Origin of the sequence: Pseudonocardia sp. SID8383, assembly GCF_009864975.1 — a bacterium.
Classification (GTDB): domain Bacteria; phylum Actinomycetota; class Actinomycetes; order Mycobacteriales; family Pseudonocardiaceae; genus Pseudonocardia; species Pseudonocardia alni.
Genome location: NZ_WWFY01001128.1, coordinates 1 through 2,017, shown reverse-complemented (window position 1 = coordinate 2,017; position 2,017 = coordinate 1). Strand labels below are relative to the sequence as shown.

At 77.0% G+C, this 2,017-nt stretch carries 2 protein-coding genes; one reads left to right on the top strand and one right to left on the bottom strand.

The window, feature by feature from the left end:
- Positions 1-118 precede the first annotated feature (118 nt).
- Positions 119-1,375 carry an isochorismate synthase gene (locus GTW08_RS27420; RefSeq protein ID WP_073576545.1) on the bottom strand — a complete coding sequence of 419 codons (1,257 nt, stop codon included), beginning with the start codon at positions 1,373-1,375 and terminating at the stop codon, positions 119-121.
- A 96-nt stretch (positions 1,376-1,471) separates the two neighbouring features.
- Here GTW08_RS27420 and GTW08_RS27415 point away from each other — a divergent pair, with 96 nt between their 5' ends.
- Complete coding sequence (locus GTW08_RS27415) at positions 1,472-1,966, top strand: DUF3592 domain-containing protein (RefSeq protein ID WP_139282884.1); 495 nt, start codon at positions 1,472-1,474, stop codon at positions 1,964-1,966.
- The last annotated feature ends 51 nt before the right edge of the window (positions 1,967-2,017 follow it).

The following is a 2,017-nucleotide window of genomic DNA, read 5'->3' as shown; positions in this document are numbered from 1 at the left end:
CGAGCTCCGCCGGGTGGTCGTCGCGGCGCTGGACTGAGCCGGTCCCGCCCGCGTCCGCGCCGCGGCAGGTGGTGCGGACGCCCCGGCGGACACGGCGTCCGTCCGGACCGTGCCGGGCTCAGCCCTCCAGGGACTCGCGGACCGCGCGCATCTTGGCGGCGGCCTCGCGCACCTCGCCGTCGGGCTCGGAGTCGGCGACGATCCCGCATCCGGCGAACAGCCGCGCCGTGCGTCCCTGCAGCTCGGCGCAGCGCAGCGCGATGCCCATCTCGCCCGCGCCCTCGGCGTCGACCCAGCCGACCGGGCCCGCGTAGCGGCCGCGGTCGAGACCCTCGATCTCGGAGATCAGCGCCGTCGCGTCCGGGGTCGGGGTGCCGCCCACGGCGGCCGTCGGGTGCACCGCCCCGATCAGCGTCAGCAGCGACGCGGGCCGGGCCGGGTCGAGGCGGGCGTGCACGTCGCTGGACAGGTGCGACACGTTCGGCAGGGTCAGCACCGACGGCGCGTCCGGCACGTGCAGCTCGGCCACCAGCGGGCGCAGCGACGCAGCGAGGGAGTCCACGGCGTAGGCGTGCTCGCGGCGGTCCTTCGACGAGCCGATCAGCGCGCCCGCGGTGTCGCCGTCCGGTCCGGAGCCGGGCCACATCGTGCCCGCCAGCACCCGCGACTCCACGGTCCGCCCACGCAGCCGCAACAGCAGCTCGGGGGTGGCGCCGACCAGGCCGTCGACGGCGTAGCTCCAGCACGTCGGGTAGCGCCGGGCGAGCCCGCGGAGCAGGAACCGGGGGTCCAGCGGGCGGTCGGCGACGGCGAGCAGGTCGTGCGCGAGCACCACCTTCTCCAGCTCCCCGTCGCGCATCCGCCCGACCGCCGCTGCGACGGCGGCCCGGTACCGGTGCGCGGACACCTGGCCGTCGGCGTAGCGCAGCCGTCCGCTCGGGCGCACCGGCGACGGGACCGGCAGCCTGCCCGGGGTCTCCGGGGCGTCGGCGGGGGTGATCTCGGTGATCCAGGCGCGGTGCCCGCGCCGCCCGACGATCACCTGCGGCACGACGAGCACCGAGCCCGGGCAGCCGTCGGCGAAGGTGAACGAGGCGAACGCGAGGGCGCCGGTACCGGGGAGGCGGACGTCGTCGTAGCCGGCGCCGGCGTCGAGCCGGTCGACCACGCGGCGCCACCAGCGGTCGGCCTCGGCGAAGCGCTCGGGTCCCGACGCGGTGAACCGCGCGACCTCGCCCCAGCCGACCACGCCCTCGCCGTCGCGCACCCAGGACAGCGCCCCGGCGTCGGCGGGCAGCACGTCCAGCAGCCGCCCGTCGAGCCGCAGCGGGCGTGTCCGGACGCGCAACGCGGTGCTGGCCGGTGCGACGGTCACCCTTCGAGAGTAGGCAACTTCCTCGGCCGGGGCGGGCGCCAGGGTGGGAGGCACCGGACACACCCGGGTGCCGGAGCGCTCCTAGAATCGGGTCCCGTGACCAGTCCGAGCGGCCGTCCCACCGGCGATGTGCTGACCGAGACCTCGGCCGTCGCGGCCCGTCTCATCGGCCGGACGCGGTACCACCTGCCCGAGATCGTCCTGGCCGTCGCACTGGCGTGGACGCTGGTCGCGCTGGTGGCCCTGGGCGGTGCGTTCCTGGAGGACGCGGCGATCGACGGCAACCGCGGCACCACCGCCGCGACCGTCCTCGACGGCTCGGACTACTGGCGCACCCTGGTCAGGTTCGTCGACGACGAGGGCCGGCTGCAGACCCCGGCCGCGGGCATCTCCTACCCGGTCGGGCTCACCCCGGGCGAGAACATCTACGTCGAGTACGACACCGCCGACCCGACGCACGTGCGCGTCGCGGGCCGCACCGCCGTCGACGGGATCCTCCCGGTCGCCGGGCTGATCGCGGGCGGCTGGGTGCTCCTCGGGCCGCTGTACGTGTGGCTGCGCCGCCGCCGGGCCCGCACCGGCACCGTCTGACGGCGCCCGGGCCGGACCGCACCGGACCGCGCCGCCCCGCACCGGGCTCAG